This window comes from Pseudomonas gingeri, assembly GCF_013386165.1.
In the GTDB taxonomy this organism is placed as follows: domain Bacteria; phylum Pseudomonadota; class Gammaproteobacteria; order Pseudomonadales; family Pseudomonadaceae; genus Aquipseudomonas; species Aquipseudomonas gingeri_C.
The window spans coordinates 412,038-425,141 of the sequence record NZ_JACAOS010000016.1 but is presented as its reverse complement, the minus strand read 5'-3'; the positions used below and the strand labels follow the sequence as shown (position 1 = coordinate 425,141).

The following is a 13,104-nucleotide window of genomic DNA, read 5'->3' as shown; positions in this document are numbered from 1 at the left end:
AGGGGGTCGATATGAACATTGCCTCCAACCCGGGTCGGCTCGCCGGCCTGTTCGGCCTCGGCCTGATTGCTTCGGGCTTGCTGCTGGTCTGGCTGAATCTGCCCAGCCAGCCCTTCGACGGCTCCGGCTACCTGCACATGATGGAAAACCTGCCCGCCCCCGGCGCCTGGCTGCGCTGGGTACTCGGCGATATCAGCGAAATGGCCTTCTACAAACATGAGCTGGCTTCACTGGGCCTGCTGGCCGGTGCCGGCCTGGCCCACTGGGCTCATCGTCGGGGCAAGGCCTGGCAGGGCTTTGCCATTTGTTATGGCAGCGGCCTGTGGCCCTGGCTGATCGGCAGTTCACTGCTGGGCCTGCTGTTGAGCAATCTGTTGTGGGGCTGGAGCGTGCCGCGGTATGGCTGGCAACCGACCTTCGCCGCCTTCGTCTCGGTGCCCGCCGCCACCGTGCTGCTGTTTGGCGCGGGCATGCGGATCGCGATCAACGGGGCCTTCATGGGTGCGCTGCTGGTGACGCCGTTGTGTCTGTTGCTGGTCAATTTTGTCTGCGTTCCATTGGACCTGCCGGCGGTGGTCGGCAATGTGCTGGGAATGGCCTTCGGTAGTGTGATCGCCTTTACCTTGTATCGGCGTTGGCCGGCGCTGGTGAAACCCGAGCCTGTGGTTGCCGCGCCTGCGCCTGCGCCGAAAACCGCCAATCACGGGCTGGTCTGGGGCATGCGTCGGGTACTCGCGGACTTTTCCGAAGCGCCGTTTTTCGGTAACGAATGGGCGAGCCTGGGATTGTTGCTGGGGGTATTGCTGGCCTACGGGCTGAATCCGGCCGGGCCGGCCTATGGCTCGGACCTGCTGTTGCCGATACTCGCGGCCCAGGCCCTGGCGTCAGCCATCGGCGTGATCGTCTGGCGGCGGCAATGGATGGCCCGAGGCTGGTATCCGACTTATATCCCTATTGTCTCGGTCGCACCGGCCGCCGTACTGATCCATGGCGGCGGCACGCTGGTGGTGATGCTCAGCGCCCTGCTCGGGGCGCTGATCGCACCGCCGCTGGCCGTTGCCCTATCGCGGCGAGTTCCTGGGCATATGCACCCGTATATCGGTAATGTGCTGTCGATGGCGATCAGCACGGCGCTGATCGTGCCGTTGATCGGCGGCCTGCTCAACCTTGCCTGACATGGTCCTTGTGGGCCGGCTTGCTGGCGATGGCGCCCGGAAAAGCGCTGCAAGGCTCAAGGGCGTCATCGCTGGCAAGCCAGCTCCTACAAGGTCCGTGGTAACACGATACTTTTGTGGTGAGACGCTCACCTGTAGGAGCCGGCTTGCTGGTGATGGCGTCCGGAAGAGCGCCGCAAGGCTCAAGGGCGCCATCGCTGGCAAGCCAGCTCCTACAAGGTCCGTGGTAACGCGATACTTTTGTGGTGAGACGCTCACCTGTAGGAGCCGGCTTGCTGGCGATGGCGTCCGGAAGAGCGCCGCAAGGCTCAAGGGCGTCATCGCTGGCAAGCCAGCTCCTACAAGGTCCGTGGTAGCGCGATACTTTTATGGTGAGACGCGGACCTGTAGGAGCCGGCTTGCTGGCGATGGCGTCCGGAAGAACGCCGCAAGGCTCAAGGGCGTCATCGCGAGCAGTCGAGATTCAATCAGCTGGCGGCGCGACGCCAACCCCTCAGGCGCCAATATCGCCTGCTTCCTTCCCCTAGTCAGAGAGCACAGCATGTCCCTGCCTCAACTTTCCATCGCTGCCCTGGGCGGTACTGTCAGCATGCAAGCCACCCAGCTTGGCCTGGGTGTCGTGCCCAGCGTCAATGGCCAGGCCCTTCTGGAGCAGGTGCCGCTACTGACGACTCTGGCCCGGATCCACGTCGAGACCCTGTGCCTGCAACCCAGCGCTTCACTGGACTTCGACTTTCTGCTCGGGGTCCTGGACTGGGCCAGACGCCAAGTCGAACAAGGCGCCAGCGGTGTGGTGATCACCCAAGGCACCGACACCCTGGAAGAGTCCGCGTTCTTTTTCGATCTACTCTGGGACCGCGATGAGCCACTGGTGCTGACCGGCGCCATGCGCTCGGCCAAGGAAATCAGTGCCGACGGCCCGGCGAATCTGCTCCACGCAGGATTGGTCGCCCTGGCAAATGCCAGTCGCGGGCGTGGTGTGCAAGTGGTGATCAATGCTCAGATCCATGGCGCGGGGCGGGTCCGCAAGAGCGATGCCCTGGCACTGGAGGCCTTCAGCTCGCCGGTGTTCGGCCCCAACGGGCTGATCATCGAAAATGCCGTGCGCTATCTGCACACCCCGTCCCCGAGAAAAACCTTGCCGTCGCCGGTGCAGACCGGGCAACGGATCGCCCTACTTGAGGCCTCGCTGTCGGCCGATACCTTGATGCTGGAGAAGCTGCTGGAGTTGGGCTACGACGGCCTGGTGATCGCCGGTTTCGGTGCGGGTCACGTCAGCGAGGCATGGGCCGAGGCGATCACCCCGTTGGCGTTGAAGATCCCGGTGGTGATCGGTACGCGCACGGGGGCCGGTTCAACGGCGAGTCACTCTTATGGCTTTATCGGCAGCGAGATCGACCTGATCCAGCGCGGCGCGCAGATGGCCGGTTTTCTGTGCCCACGCAAGGCACGGATTCTGTTGTGGCTGCTGATCGGCTGCCGACGCAGTGCCGAGTTGCCCGACTATCTCCAGCACCTTGGTGAGTAAGCAGAGGCTCCTGCGCTCCCACTCAACGTCGCCCAAACTGCTGCCGATATTCAAGCGGGGTCAAATCGGTCAACTCCTTGAACATCCGCCGTAAATTCGAATCACTGCTGAAACCCAAGTCAACGCTGATGGTATTGACCGCCGTAGACGTCAGCATCAACCGCTCACTGACCTGATTAAGCTTGATGCAACGGGCATAGGCCGCCACGGCAATGCCCGTTTCAGCACTCACCCGGCGCGCCAGGGTACGTGTCGATAGACCCAGCTGCTCCGCCAGCCGCTGCACGGTGATCTGCTCCGCCGGCGCTTGCTCGACACAACGGTGCAACTGACGCAGCAACGAACTGGACTGCTCGATCAAACTCATGGCAGCAAACGCCGGATGAGCCTGGAGCGGGCGCGCCAACACCATCAGCTTCGCCAGGTCGTGAAACATATCCTGTCCCACGGCCCGCTCGATCAACACCTGCGCAATCGGCAGATAACCATTCACCCCGGACGCGGTCGCGGTCGACGGGTTGATCACCCATTGGCGCTGGCTCTGCCAGTTCACTTTCGGGTAACGCCGGGCCAGGGTACCGGCCAACCACCAGGTCACCGTCGCCGCCTCGGCATCCAGGCGCCCGCTCGCCGCGATCAGGCAGACACCCGTGCAATAACTCCACAATTGCAGCCGTTTCGGACAAGCCGCCAAGGCCAACACCAAGGCCTGGTTATCGCCCACGACCTTCTCGACCTGCCGGGCAGACTCAGCCCAGAAGCCGGCAACCAGCAGCGCATCGACATCCGCCTCCGACAGGGCCTGGGACACCTGCAATGACACACCACCGGCACATGCCACCGGACCCGCCTGCAAGGCGACAAACAGCGTTTCGAAGAGCGTCTGCGAAGCGCGACGGTTGGCGGCATACAACAGATCGGCAAAGGCCAGCAGCCCCGACGGTATGCAACCCGGGTAAAGCAGCAAACCAATGCGAAGGGCGCGGCTCATGGCAGAAACAGAATCCATTATGTCCAATCCTGCCATTCTGCGTGGCCGTCCGGTCAAACACAATGCCACCTCATCTGCGAGGTATGAGCATGCACATCCATCAACTGCGCAACGCGACAATTATCCTGGAGTTCGGCCGCCAGCGTATTTTGGTCGACCCGATGCTGGCGCGAAAACTCTCGCTGCCGCCCTTGCGGGTATTCAGCGCCAGGCAACGCAATCCGCTGGTCGATTTGCCGGCCTCGGCAACCGCAGCGCTGGAATCGGTGACCCATTGCCTGATCACCCATTGCCAGAAAGGTCACTTCGACCACCTGGATCGCGCGGCGAAAAAATGGCTGCGCGACACCGGCACACCGGTGATCTGCACGCCCCACGACGCAGCCTACCTGGCCACCCATGACTTGAACGTGCAGTCGCTGCCCAGCGACCACGAGCACCCCAGCCCTTTCCTTGACGGTCAGATTCGCACGGTGCGCTGCACCCACGGTCACGGACTGGTGGGCAAGCTGATGGAGCATGGAGTGGGTTATCTGATTGAAATGCCGGGCGAACCGAGCCTCTACCTGAGTGGCGACACCCTGCTTACCCCGACCGTAAAAGCATTCGTCGCCGAACATCGGCCGCAGTTGTCTGTTGTACCGGCGGGTGGCGCGCGATTCGATCTGGGTGGGGACATCATCATGGGGGCAGAAGAAGTGATCGAATTCACCCGGCTGTCAGACGGCCTGGTCATCGCCAATCACCTGGAGGCCCTCAGTCACTGCCCGGTAACACGCCGGGAATTGGCCGACGCGGCGCAGTTGGCCGGCGTCGAAGCGCGCCTGCTGATCCCCAGGGACGGAGAAATATTGCACTTCCCCGCCCCGGAACAGCCCTGAGCCCGGCGCAGCTCAAGGGCCGCGCCGGTTATCACGCTTAAGGCTTGTGCGCCCGCGAGAGGAATTCGTGGGACTGCATTTCCAGCAATCGGCTCAAGGTACGCTGGAACTCGAAGTTCAAACGACCGCCGGTGTAGAGATCCTTGAGTTCCACTTCCGCCGAGATGATCAGCTTGACGTTGCGGTCATAGAATTCGTCGACCATGTTGATGAATCGACGGGCGATGTCGTCGGTGGTGACGCTCATCTGCTCAACACCGCTGAGCAACACGGCATGGAAGATCTTGCCCAGTTCGATGTAGTCGTTCTGGCTGCGTGGACCATCGCAGAGCGCGCGGAAGTCGAACCAGGCGACGTCGTCACAGGTACGGATCGCGCGAATCTCACGATTCTCGATCATCAGTACATCGTTCTCGACGGCCTGGGTGCATTCCGGCGTCAGCGCACGGAAGCTTTTGCGCAGGCTTTCCTCGGCCACTTCGTTCAGCGGGAAGTGGAACAGTTCGGCCTGTTCCAGGTGACGCAGGCGGTAGTCGACGCCGCTGTCGACGTTGACGATCTCGGTGTTCTGCTTGATCAGGGCAATCGCCGGCAGGAAGCGCGCACGTTGCAGGCCGTCCTTGTACAGGCCGTCCGGCACGATGTTCGAGGTGGCCACCAGGGTCACGCCGTTCTTGAACAGCTCTTCCATCAGGGTGCCGAGAATCATCGCGTCGGTGATATCGGAAACAAAGAACTCGTCGAAACAGATCACCCGGGTCTCATCGGCAAAACGCTTGGCGATGAGGGTCAGCGGGTTCTTCTCGCCGGTCAGGGTCTTCATTTCTTCGTGCACCCGCTTCATGAAGCGGTGGAAGTGCGTGCGGGTCTTTTCCTTGAACGGCAGCGCTTCGAAGAAGGTGTCCACCAGGTAGGTCTTGCCGCGACCGACGCCGCCCCAGAAATACAGGCCCTTGACCGGCACGTGGTCTTTCTTGCCGAACAGTTTGCCGAGCAGGCCCGGTTTGTTCTGCGAGGCCGCGATCAGGTCGTCGTACAGGCGCTGCAAATGGCGCACTGCCGTTTCCTGGGCCGCGTCGTGAAAGAACTCGGGGCGTTTCAGATCAGCTTGATATCGTTCTAGGGGCGTCATAATTTCGTTAGCAAGGTAACAAAAACGGGCCGTCACTTTAGCGACGGCCCGTGGGAATGGCAATCAACCCTTGGTCGGGGAAGGCCTCGAATCAATCCTGCGCGGGGGTCAGCGCGACCCGCAACGCCTCGATGGCAGCGTCACGCGACACTTCGTCGGCGAACTCGGCGCTATCGGCAACACATTCGCCTTCCAGCCAGACGCTGAAGCGCCCAGCCTCGCTGCGAATGTCCAGGGCCTGGCCGGACTGCAATTGCTTGGTCACCGCGCCAGCGGCCTTGCCATCGGCAAAGTGTCGCGACAGCAGCAGTTGTTCGCCATCGGCGGCCAGCAGACGGAAGCGGAAACTGCCGTCGTCTTCGCGGAAGCTGACAAAACGCGCGGCCTTGGCGGCTTTCTTCTTGCCGCTCGCAGCCACTTGGGTCTGGTTGACGAAGGAGCGCAGGCCCACCGCCTCGCGCAGTTCGCCGAGGAACGGAGTGGCAACACTGCGGGCTTTCTTCGCCCCGGCCTGGAGGATGTCTTCCAGATCTGCCGGACGGGTGATCAGTTCGTGATAACGCTCACGGGCCTCACCCAGGTCATTGTCCAGCAGGGTGAACAAGCGGCTCTTGGCTTCGCCCCAACCGAGGCCCGCCAGCAACTCGCCACGGAATTCATCGGCCTGCGCCTGGGTGGAAAACGCCTGGAACAGGGTGAACAGGTGCGAGTTGTCGGGATCCTTGGCTTCGCCCGGCGCGCGGGAATCGGTGACGATGCGCGAGATGGCGTCCTTCATGTCCTTGGCGCTGCTGAACAACGGGATGGTGTTGTCGTAGCTCTTGGACATTTTCCGGCCATCGAGGCCCGGCAGCGTGGCGACGCTTTCCTCGATCAGCGCTTCGGGCATGACGAAGAATTCCTTGCCCTGGCCGAACAGGTGGTTGAAGCGCTGGCCGATGTCGCGGGCCATTTCCACGTGCTGGATCTGATCGCGACCGACCGGTACCTGGTGGGCGTTGAACATCAGGATGTCCGCGGCCATCAGCACCGGATAGCTGTACAGGCCCATGGTGATGCCGGCATCCGGGTCTTCGCCACCTTCGACGTTCTTGTCCACCGAGGCCTTGTAGGCATGCGCGCGGTTGAGCAGGCCCTTGGCCGCAACGCAGGTCAGCAGCCAGGTCAGCTCGGGGATTTCCGGGATGTCCGACTGGCGATAGAACGTCACGCGGTCCACGTCCAGGCCACCAGCCAGCCAGGTCGCGGCGATTTCCAGACGCGAGCGCTGGATGCGCAGCGGGTCATCGCACTTGATCAGGGCGTGATAGTCGGCCAGGAAGTAGAACGAATCGGCATTGCTGTCACGGCTGGCGAGGATCGCCGGGCGGATCGCGCCAGCGTAGTTACCCAGGTGCGGCGTGCCCGTGGTGGTGATGCCGGTGAGGATGCGCGTACGTGTGGTCATGGATGATCGCTTGTTCAATTCGAGAGGCGCGGCAGGATCAGATCCTTGAGATCAGTCAGCTTGCCGTGAAAAAAGTGTCCGCATTCTGCCACTTTCAGCAGCTCATGGGGACGTTCCAGCGCGGCCGACCAATCATAGACAAGCTGCGGATCGATCACTTCGTCGGTTTCCGGCTGGATCAGGGTCAGCGGGCAGTTTTCCGGCAGACGATCGACCGCCTGCAAACGCATGACCGCCGCCGCCACCAGGAACAGGTGCTGCAAGGTCTCGCCCTGGGCTTCCAGGCGACCGCCGAGGCTCGCCGCGACAAAACCACCAAAGGAAAAGCCGAACAGGGTCAGGGGCAGGTCCGGGTGTTGTTCGCGCAGCCATTGCGCGGCGGCCTGGGCGTCATCGACTTCGCCGTGGCCCATGTCGTGGCTGCCGGCGCTGGCACCGACACCGCGATAGTTGAAGCGCAAGGTGATCAGGCCGGCATCGCGGGCGGTGCGTTGCAGGGTCGAAACGACCTTGTTGAGCATCGTCCCGCCCTGCACCGGATTGGGGTGGCAGATCAGCGCCAGGCCCCGTGGTTCGGGCACGTCCAGGTACAAGGCTTCCAATTGGCCGACAGGGCCATCGATCAATACAGGGGTTTCACGCATCAGCAAGGAAGGAACTCCGTGACCTCTCAAGGGGTCGACTCGTCTAGCTAAAAGTCTGTGCCTGACATCACTGCGACCTTAAGATCGCGGTATACAGCGCAGGTCCGAGCCGTTAACGTAAAGCAAAGCCGTTTATAGAGGAAGGACTCGTGGAACACTCGCTCTTAGTTTGGTTGTTGCCGACTCTTGCCCTGGTTGCCGGTGTCGCCATTGGTTTCCTGATCGCCCGCCTGGTACCGAGTGCCGCTCCGAGCAGCACGCAGCGCCAGTTGGACGATATCCAGGAACGTTTCGACAGTTATCAGAACGAGGTGGTCACCCACTTCAACAGCACCGCGAACCTGGTGAAAAAGCTCACCCAGAGCTACCAGGAAGTGCAGGACCATCTCGCCGAGGGCGCCAATCGTCTGGCCCTGGACGAACTGACTCGCCAACGCCTGCTCGCCGCCCTGCACGCCGATGCGGTACAGAGCCCACGGGAACGCCTGACGCCGCCGCGCAGCCAGGAGCCGCCGCGTGACTACGCGCCCAAGGCGCCGAATGCGCCCGGCATGCTGGATGAGCACTACGGCCTGAAAAAATAAGCCGGTTTCCCGTGCCAATAAAAAGCCCGCCCGATCAGTGATCGGGCGGGCTTTTTTACGCCTGGGGTTCAGTCAGGCAATCAAGGGTACTGCTGCACCGGCTGACCGTACGGCTGGCCCTGCTGGTATTGCGGCTGACCTTGCTGTTGGTACTGAGGTTGGCCCTGCTGCTGATACTGCGGCTGACCTTGTGGCGGGTACGGCTGACCTTGCGGTTGCCCCTGTGGCTGGCCGTATTGCTGTCCGGGAATCGCCTTCAGGTTGACCTCGACACGACGGTTTTGCGCCCGACCGTTGACATCTGCGTTGCTGGCCACCGGATTATCCGGGCCGGCACCGCGCGCCGAGAGGTTGGCCCCGCTCACGCCCTGGGATGTCAGGTAGCTCGCCACGCTCTGGGCCCGACGCTGGGACAGGTCCATGTTGTGCTGGCGGCTGCCGGTGCTGTCGGTGTAGCCGACGATCTCGATCTGGTTCTGGCTGAACTCACGGAGCGAACCGGCCAGGTTGTTCAGCGGCTGATAGAAGCTGGGGGAGATATCCGACGAGTCGGTGGCGAAGGTGATATTGCCCGGCATGATCAGCTTGATCTGATCACCCTGGCGCTGCACCTGGACCCCGGTATTGGCCATGCTCGCCCGCAGTTTCTTTTCCTGCTGGTCGGCGTAGTAACCGTAACCGGCACCGGCCAGACCGGCCAGGGCACCACCGACCATCGCGCCTTGGCCATGGTTTTTGTGGTTGATCAACGCACCGGCGGCGGCACCGGCCAACACCCCCATACCGCCGTATTTGACGGTGTTGCTCACGCCCCCCGAGCTGGGTGGTTGCTGTGCCTGTCCCTGGTTGTCATACGGGTTTTGCGACGCACAGCCGGACACGATGGCGACGGCGGTAGCAAGGATAATCAAGCGACGCGAGGTGAACATGAATCAAGCTCCTACTGATTTTGGTGCAATCGAGGTTGAAGATAGACCTCCATGGACCTTGGAACATGACGAATGGCGAAAATTCCATGAAATCTTTCAGCCGCGAACGAAAGGATTCTCGCGCATTTCCTCGCCCAGACGGGTGTCAGGGCCATGTCCGGTGACTACAATCGCCTCTTCATCCAGGGTGTACAGGCGCTGCTTGATCGAGCGCACGATAGTCGCCTGGTCACCGCCCCACAGATCGGTGCGACCAATCCCGCGACGAAACAGCGTGTCTCCGGCAATCAACAGTTTTGCTTCGGCAAACCAGAAGCTCATGGAGCCCGGGGTATGTCCTGGCGTGTGCAGGGCCAGCCCACACCCGCAGGCCAGTTCTTCATCGTCGGCCAGCCATTGGTCCGGCGACGGCACCGGCACATAGGGCACGCCGAAGAGGTTGCATTGCATTTCCAGGTTGTCCCAGAGGAACTGGTCTTCCTTGTGCAGGTGCAAGGTCGCGCCGGTTTTCTCCTTGAGTTGGCCGGAAGCCAGGAAATGATCCAGATGCGCATGGGTGTGGATGATGCTGACCAATTTCAGCCCATGGGCTTCGAGCCGGGCGATGATCAACTCCGGATTGCCACCCGGATCGACAACGATGGCCTTTTTCGTGATCGGGTCGCCGATCAGGGTGCAGTTGCACTGCAAAGGGCCGACGGGGAAAGTTTCGCGAATCAGCGCGGGTTTTGCGACTTCCATGGGTATTCCTTAATGAAACGGCCGCCACGAAAGCCATGACGATTCAGTGAGTCCTGTGGGGCAGGGACGCCTGCAACTGACCGCACACCCCATCATGAAGATGACTAAAGATTTAGTGAAATCAATTCATTTTCACTCAATCAATGGCTCAGCATAAAATACGTCTTAATTATAGACCATATCAATATTTTCGAGTGACCAACCCAGAAAAGAAAATTGCCAAATACTGAAAAGGCAATGAGTCAATTCAGGCTTCTTTTCGGAAATCAGGACACCCCATTGCCATGAACAAAGAATTCACATTTACGATCAAGCGCATTTGTTTCGATGAAAACTATCATCCCTCAGAAAATACGCGCATCACTACCAACTTTGCCAATTTGGCGAGAGGCACGAGTCGTCAAGAAAATTTGCGCAACACCTTAAAGATGATCGACAACCGCTTCAATGCCTTGGCGCACTGGGACAACCCCAAAGGCGATCGTTACACTGTCGAACTTGAAATCATTTCCGTCGAGATGAATATTGATACTGAAAACAGCGGCAACGCCCTCCCGCTGATTGAAATATTGAAAACCCATATTATTGATCGAAAAACCAACGAACGCCTCGAGGGCATGACAGGGAATAACTTTTCCTCTTACGTGCGAGACTATGACTTCAGCGTTCTCTTGCTGGAGCACAACAAAAATCAGCCCGGCTTTAGCACTCCAGATAATTTTGGAGAGCTGCATGGAAAGCTATTCAAGCATTTCGTGAATTCGAACACGTACAAAGATAACTTCAACAAGCCACCGGTCATATGCCTGAGTGTTTCGAGCACCAAAACCTATCAGCGGACTGAAAACCAGCACCCTGTATTGGGTGTTGAATACCAGCAAGATGAAGACTCCTTAACCGATGAATACTTCAACAAAATGGGCTTGAAGGTTCGCTATTTCATGCCACCGAATAGTGTTGCGCCTTTGGCTTTCTATTTTGCCGGCGACTTGCTGGGTGATTACACCAACCTTGAGTTGATCAGCACCATCAGCACGATGGACACCTTCCAGAAGATTTACCGAGCCGAGATTTACAACGCGAACTCTGCAGCCGGGAAGTCCTATCAACCCAGCTTGAAGCACCAGGACTACTCATTAACTCGAATTGTTTATGATCGAGAAGAACGTAGCCGCCTGGCGATTGAGCAAGGCAAGTTTGTTGAAGAGCACTTTATCAAGCCGCACCAGGCCACCCTCCAGCAGTGGTCTGCCAATCACGCGCTTTGACTCATCAAAAATACAAGGTCATCCATTATGAAAAAATTATTACCCACTTCAACGGCTGGCAGCTTGCCTAAACCCGCCTGGCTTGCACAACCCGAGACACTCTGGTCACCCTGGAAATTGCAAGATGAGGAATTGATTGAAGGCAAACAAGATGCCCTGCGTTTGTCATTGCAAGAACAACAACAGGCGGGCATTGATATTGTCAGTGACGGCGAACAAACACGCCAACATTTTGTCACCACCTTTATTGAGCACCTCAGCGGCGTTGATTTCGAGAAACGCGAGACCGTTCGAATTCGTGATCGCTATGACGCGAGCGTACCGACGGTGGTGGGGGCTGTAACTCGCCAAAAGCCAGTGTTTGTTGAAGATGCCAGGTTTTTGCGTCAGCAAACCCAGCAACCCATAAAATGGGCTCTGCCAGGTCCCATGACCATGATCGATACGCTTTATGACAACCATTATAAAAGCCGCGAAAAACTGGCTTGGGAATTCGCCACCATTCTCAATCAAGAAGCCAGGGAGTTAGAAGCTGCGGGGGTTGACATCATCCAGTTTGACGAGCCCGCTTTTAATGTTTTCTTTGATGAGGTGAATGATTGGGGGGTGGCTACCTTGGAAAGGGCCATTGAAGGCCTTAAGTGTGAAACGGCTGTACACATTTGCTACGGTTATGGCATCAAGGCCAATACCGACTGGAAAAAGACGCTGGGATCAGAATGGCGACAATATGAAGAAGCCTTCCCCAAGCTGCAAAAGTCCAGTATCGATATCATCTCACTGGAATGTCACAACTCTCATGTCCCCATGGAACTGATTGAACTCATTCGAGGCAAAAAAGTGATGGTCGGGGCCATTGATGTGGCAAACCATACCATTGAAACACCCGAGGAAGTCGCCAATACCCTGCGAAAAGCACTGCAGTTTGTCGATGCCGACAAGCTCTATCCCTGCACCAACTGTGGCATGGCCCCCCTGCCTCGTCGAGTCGCCAGAGGCAAGCTCAATGCGTTAAGCGCAGGCGCAGAAATCGTCCGGAGAGAACTCTCGAACTAGTACCGAGCTAAAGCCGGAAGGGGTGTACGGCTGAATGGAAGGCGATGCTGCGCCAAAGCACCATCGTCGAGGCCGCGCGGATTCATGGTCGGTTTGATCGATGGGCCGCTTTCAAGATTGGCAAGGCTGAAGTCAGCCAACATTACCGGGCTACTTCAGGCCTTCCTCGACACTTTCGAACTGCACCTCACATTCAGGATCTACCATGTCACTTCCCAGTACGGCTATCGAGCCATTGAGCTTTCGCGAAGCGCTCGGGCACTATGCATCCGGTATCACAGTGATTACATCACACACTGATGGCGAGCCGATTGGCTTCACTTGCCAGTCGTTCTATAGCGTGTCGATGAGCCCGCCGCTGGTGTCATTCAGCGTAATGTCCAGTTCGGCCAGCTATCCCAAGATTCGCCAGGCAGGTCGATTCGCAGTCAATATCCTGTCAGGTGAGCAGGTCAGGATTTCCAACCAGTTCGCTCGCAAAGGCACGGACAAGTGGCACGGCGTCGAATGGCAGGCATCGCCGCTGGGTAATCCGATCATTGCCGGCAGCCTGCACTGGCTTGATTGCGAAATTCACGCCGAACACGCCGCAGGTGATCACCTGATCGTGATTGGTGAAGTGAAAGCGTTAAACCTGCAAGAAGCGGCTGCCAGGCAGCCATTGCTGTATTTCAAAGGACAATATTGCAACCTCGCCGCGCATGGCACCGCTTGAGTGTTTACCTGCG

Annotated in this window: 12 protein-coding genes and 1 pseudogene; 7 read left to right on the top strand and 6 right to left on the bottom strand. The window is 59.0% G+C overall.

Annotated features, from left to right (window positions below; genetic code table 11):
- Window positions 1-11: 11 nt before the first annotated feature.
- Entirely contained in the window at window positions 12-1,175 is a 1,164-nt protein-coding gene (locus HX866_RS18260; RefSeq protein WP_177140197.1) for a hypothetical protein, read from the top strand.
- A gap of 541 nt (window positions 1,176-1,716) precedes the next feature.
- The gene (locus HX866_RS18255) at window positions 1,717-2,703 is read left to right on the top strand and encodes an asparaginase (protein WP_177140196.1); all 987 of its coding nucleotides are present in this window, start codon (window positions 1,717-1,719) and stop codon (window positions 2,701-2,703) included.
- 22 nt (window positions 2,704-2,725) lie between these two features.
- On the opposite strand, the gene HX866_RS18250 is transcribed toward HX866_RS18255, so the two are convergent.
- Window positions 2,726-3,712 (bottom strand): GlxA family transcriptional regulator, encoded by a 987-nt coding sequence (locus HX866_RS18250; RefSeq protein WP_256344947.1) that lies wholly within the window; start codon window positions 3,710-3,712, stop codon window positions 2,726-2,728.
- 71 nt (window positions 3,713-3,783) lie between these two features.
- Between HX866_RS18250 and HX866_RS18245 the strand changes: the two genes are divergently transcribed.
- Window positions 3,784-4,575, top strand: coding sequence for an MBL fold metallo-hydrolase (locus HX866_RS18245; RefSeq protein ID WP_177140195.1), 792 nt, complete (start codon window positions 3,784-3,786; stop codon window positions 4,573-4,575).
- Window positions 4,576-4,612: 37 nt separating this feature from the next.
- Here the strand turns inward: HX866_RS18245 and zapE are convergent, their stop codons facing one another.
- The 3 genes from zapE to HX866_RS18230 all read right to left on the bottom strand — a co-directional run bounded on the left by zapE (window position 4,613) and on the right by HX866_RS18230 (window position 7,798).
- On the bottom strand, window positions 4,613-5,707 hold the full coding sequence (gene zapE / locus HX866_RS18240; protein WP_177096223.1) for a cell division protein ZapE: 1,095 nt from the start codon (window positions 5,705-5,707) through the stop codon (window positions 4,613-4,615).
- Between the two features lie 91 nt (window positions 5,708-5,798).
- On the bottom strand, window positions 5,799-7,154 hold the full coding sequence (locus HX866_RS18235) for a tryptophan--tRNA ligase (protein WP_177096221.1): 1,356 nt from the start codon (window positions 7,152-7,154) through the stop codon (window positions 5,799-5,801).
- A gap of 14 nt (window positions 7,155-7,168) precedes the next feature.
- Window positions 7,169-7,798, bottom strand: a complete 630-nt coding sequence (locus tag HX866_RS18230) for an alpha/beta hydrolase (protein WP_177096939.1) — start codon at window positions 7,796-7,798, stop codon at window positions 7,169-7,171.
- A gap of 149 nt (window positions 7,799-7,947) precedes the next feature.
- On the opposite strand from HX866_RS18230, the gene HX866_RS18225 reads away from it, so the two are divergent.
- Entirely contained in the window at window positions 7,948-8,382 is a 435-nt protein-coding gene (locus HX866_RS18225) for a YhcB family protein (protein WP_177096219.1), read from the top strand.
- Window positions 8,383-8,576: 194 nt separating this feature from the next.
- Here HX866_RS18225 and HX866_RS18220 read toward each other — a convergent pair.
- Window positions 8,577-9,311, bottom strand: a pseudogene (locus tag HX866_RS18220) (OmpA family protein); the annotation flags it as partial.
- 96 nt (window positions 9,312-9,407) lie between these two features.
- Window positions 9,408-10,052, bottom strand: coding sequence for an MBL fold metallo-hydrolase (locus HX866_RS18215; RefSeq protein WP_177096215.1), 645 nt, complete (start codon window positions 10,050-10,052; stop codon window positions 9,408-9,410).
- A gap of 284 nt (window positions 10,053-10,336) precedes the next feature.
- On the opposite strand from HX866_RS18215, the gene HX866_RS18210 reads away from it, so the two are divergent.
- The 3 genes from HX866_RS18210 (at window position 10,337) to HX866_RS18200 (ending at window position 13,091) form a co-directional block, all read left to right on the top strand.
- On the top strand, window positions 10,337-11,320 hold the full coding sequence (locus HX866_RS18210; RefSeq protein ID WP_177140193.1) for a DUF1852 domain-containing protein: 984 nt from the start codon (window positions 10,337-10,339) through the stop codon (window positions 11,318-11,320).
- A 27-nt stretch (window positions 11,321-11,347) separates the two neighbouring features.
- Entirely contained in the window at window positions 11,348-12,376 is a 1,029-nt protein-coding gene (locus HX866_RS18205; RefSeq protein WP_177126566.1) for a methionine synthase, read from the top strand.
- A gap of 205 nt (window positions 12,377-12,581) precedes the next feature.
- Window positions 12,582-13,091, top strand: a complete 510-nt coding sequence (locus tag HX866_RS18200; protein ID WP_177096210.1) for a flavin reductase family protein — start codon at window positions 12,582-12,584, stop codon at window positions 13,089-13,091.
- Window positions 13,092-13,104 lie beyond the last annotated feature (13 nt).

What these genes read in the sequence shown, in the direction of transcription:
- HX866_RS18210 (WP_177140193.1), top strand. Translation starts at nt 10,337, where the DNA reads ATGAACAAAGAATTCACATTTACGATCAAGCGCATTTGTTTCGATGAA.
- HX866_RS18205 (WP_177126566.1), top strand. Translation starts at nt 11,348, where the DNA reads ATGAAAAAATTATTACCCACTTCAACGGCTGGCAGCTTGCCTAAACCC.
- HX866_RS18250 (WP_256344947.1), bottom strand. Translation starts at nt 3,712, where the DNA reads ATGGATTCTGTTTCTGCCATGAGCCGCGCCCTTCGCATTGGTTTGCTG.
- HX866_RS18230 (WP_177096939.1), bottom strand. Translation starts at nt 7,798, where the DNA reads ATGCGTGAAACCCCTGTATTGATCGATGGCCCTGTCGGCCAATTGGAA.
- zapE (WP_177096223.1), bottom strand. Translation starts at nt 5,707, where the DNA reads ATGACGCCCCTAGAACGATATCAAGCTGATCTGAAACGCCCCGAGTTC.
- HX866_RS18235 (WP_177096221.1), bottom strand. Translation starts at nt 7,154, where the DNA reads ATGACCACACGTACGCGCATCCTCACCGGCATCACCACCACGGGCACG.
- HX866_RS18260 (WP_177140197.1), top strand. Translation starts at nt 12, where the DNA reads ATGAACATTGCCTCCAACCCGGGTCGGCTCGCCGGCCTGTTCGGCCTC.
- HX866_RS18245 (WP_177140195.1), top strand. Translation starts at nt 3,784, where the DNA reads ATGCACATCCATCAACTGCGCAACGCGACAATTATCCTGGAGTTCGGC.
- HX866_RS18255 (WP_177140196.1), top strand. Translation starts at nt 1,717, where the DNA reads ATGTCCCTGCCTCAACTTTCCATCGCTGCCCTGGGCGGTACTGTCAGC.
- HX866_RS18215 (WP_177096215.1), bottom strand. Translation starts at nt 10,052, where the DNA reads ATGGAAGTCGCAAAACCCGCGCTGATTCGCGAAACTTTCCCCGTCGGC.
- HX866_RS18200 (WP_177096210.1), top strand. Translation starts at nt 12,582, where the DNA reads ATGTCACTTCCCAGTACGGCTATCGAGCCATTGAGCTTTCGCGAAGCG.